Origin of the sequence: Pedobacter sp., from assembly GCF_045628745.1 — a bacterium.
Taxonomy (GTDB): domain Bacteria; phylum Bacteroidota; class Bacteroidia; order Sphingobacteriales; family Sphingobacteriaceae; genus Pedobacter.
In genome coordinates this window covers 1-2,559 of the sequence record NZ_JAZQPU010000367.1, presented here as the reverse complement: position 1 = coordinate 2,559, position 2,559 = coordinate 1, and the positions used below count along the sequence as shown (strand labels likewise).

Annotated in this window: 1 protein-coding gene and 1 pseudogene; both read left to right on the top strand. The window is 41.7% G+C overall.

From position 1 onward, the window contains the following. Positions 1-873, top strand: an 873-nt coding sequence (locus ACR2F7_RS13370) for a response regulator (RefSeq protein ID WP_432714055.1), incomplete at its 5' end; no start/stop codon positions are given. Between the two features lie 270 nt (positions 874-1,143). After that, positions 1,144-2,559 (top strand): annotated as a pseudogene (locus ACR2F7_RS13365) (hypothetical protein); the annotation flags it as partial.

Here is a 2,559-nt window from a genome sequence, read left to right as displayed (position 1 = left end):
AGAAACGACCGTTTTGTGAACGAAGAATGGCCAGTCAATGCAATTGCCCAGCCTCAAGTACCTTTAGATATACAATATCCTTTGGTTCTATTGGTTGAAGACAATCCAGAATTACAGCGTTTTCTTTCCCTTAAACTGGAGGGTTTATACCGCATTGCAAGCGCAGCAGATGGCGCGGAAGGATGGAATGCAGCAACTGACCTGTTGCCCGACCTGATCATTAGTGACCTCATGATGCCAAATATGGATGGTATACAAATGTTAGACTTATTGAAGAATGACATTCGTACAAGTCATATCCCTGTGGTACTGCTCACGGCTAAGGCATCTGTTGAAAGTAAGATTGAAGGAATGAAATATGGCGCCGACGGCTACATGACAAAGCCCTTTCATACCGAATACCTGCTGGCTTTAATTGAAAACCTGATTAACTCCAGAAAGAAGCTGTTTGAAAAGTTAGCCACTGGTCAGCCACAGAAAGTCCTGCTGTTGGAACCTGGTGAAATTGTCATTACCTCCAGGGATGAGACGTTTTTAAAAGAAACCATCAGCATTGTAGAGCAAGGTATGGCCGATCCGAAATTTAACATTGAAGAAGTTGCTGTCGCCATAGGCATGGGGCGCACTACATTCTATAAAAAGCTAAAAAGTCTGACTACCTTAAGTCCTGTTGAACTTGTGAGGGACATCCGTTTGAAACGTACCATACAGCTTCTTGACGCTGGCAATCATACCTTATCAGAAATCGCTTTCCTGGTAGGCTTTAACAGTCTTTCTTATTTTAGCACCTGCTTTAAAGAAAAATATAAACTTTCTCCTTCTGAATATCTCAAGAAAACACGCAAGGAGCGTAAACTGGAAAACCCCCTCTAAATGCTGCTTTTAGCTATTTAACCAAATATTTAAAGCTTTTAGTCAATTTTTGAAAAAGCAAACAAACTCTCCGGGATATATTTGAATTAATTAACCAAATATAAAATCCTGGTTTGAGCGAGTCCTGCTGCTGGCGTTGCACTGAATTTTATTATACGATGTGTATAGGAATCAAATTCAATGTTCTCTATAGAGCAACAGTTAAGGACAACGACCTGGAAAATTAGATCAATAACCAGATCAAATATGTCTGATAAAATAAACAAAGTTTTGAAGAATTCAATTTTGAAACAGTGTAGAAAGACTATGCTTGTTGCGGCACTGTTATGTCCATTTTTGGTGAGCGCCCAAATTAACCGCCAGGCATTGGTTCAGCGGCATGTGGTCAAAGTTAATACACTTGATCCTTTAGCTTCACTTTCTGTTGGAAACGGAAAGTTTGCCTTTACCGTAGATGTAACAGGATTGCAGACTTTCCCAGAAGCCTATAATAAGGGTGTGCCATTGGGTACACAGTCAGAATGGGGTTGGGATACTTTTAAGGATACTTCGAATTACAAAATTGAAGAGTCATACCGTTATGAACAACAGTTTGGCCGTAAAATACCTTATACTGTACAGTTAAATACAAATGAGCGCAGTAAGGGTGCAACTAACTGGTACCGTCAAAATGTACACCGCCTGCAATTGGGCAATATTGGTCTGGAGCTGAAAACTTCAAAGGGTGTTCTGGCCAAAAAAGAGGATATTAAACAAATCAAACAGCAACTTGATCCATGGACAGGTATCATTACCAGCTCTTTTACTTTTGAAGGGACGCTGGTTGAAGTAATCACAGTGGGCCATCAGCAAACTGACCTTGTTTCAGTAAAGGTAAAATCAGCTTTAATCGCTCAGGGTAGATTGAAAATAAGATTGCGCTTTCCTTATCCTACAGGTGCATGGGCAGATAATGGGGACAATTGGATTGATGCGAATAAACATCAGACGGAATTAGTAAGTAAAGGACGTAAAAAGGCAGTCATTAAACACCAACTCGATTCTGCTGCTTATTTTACTTCCTTAGCCTGGGAGCAGGGAGCAGAAATTAAACGACAGTCTGAGCACTATTTCGTCCTTAGTCCTGACCGTCAATCTGATACCTTTACTTTAAGCACCCTATTTAGCGAAGTAGAAAGTAAAACTGCATTGCCATTGTTTGCCGAAGTGCAACAGAACAGCATGCAGCAATGGAAAGCATTTTGGCAAAGTGGCGGAGCTGTAGACTTTAGCGGAAGTACAGATCCGAGGGCCAATGAGCTCGAACGCCGGGTTATCTTATCACAATACCTTACCAAAGTGCAATGTGCAGGCGCTTACCCTCCTCAGGAAACGGGTCTAACTTATAACAGCTGGTTTGGTAAACCACACTTAGAGATGCACTGGTGGCATTCCTTTCATTTTGCCACTTGGGGAAGGCCAGAAATCCTTGCCAAAAGCACTGCCTATTATTTTAAAGTGAAGGGCAAAGCAAAAGAATTAGCTACGCGTCAGGGTTTTGAAGGCGTGCGGTGGCAAAAGATGACTGACCATAATGGCAATGAGAGTCCTTCATCAGTGGGTGCCATGCTGATCTGGCAACAGCCACACCTGATCACTTTTGCAGAATTGTTATATCGCGCTCACCCTGTTAAAGATACACTGGAG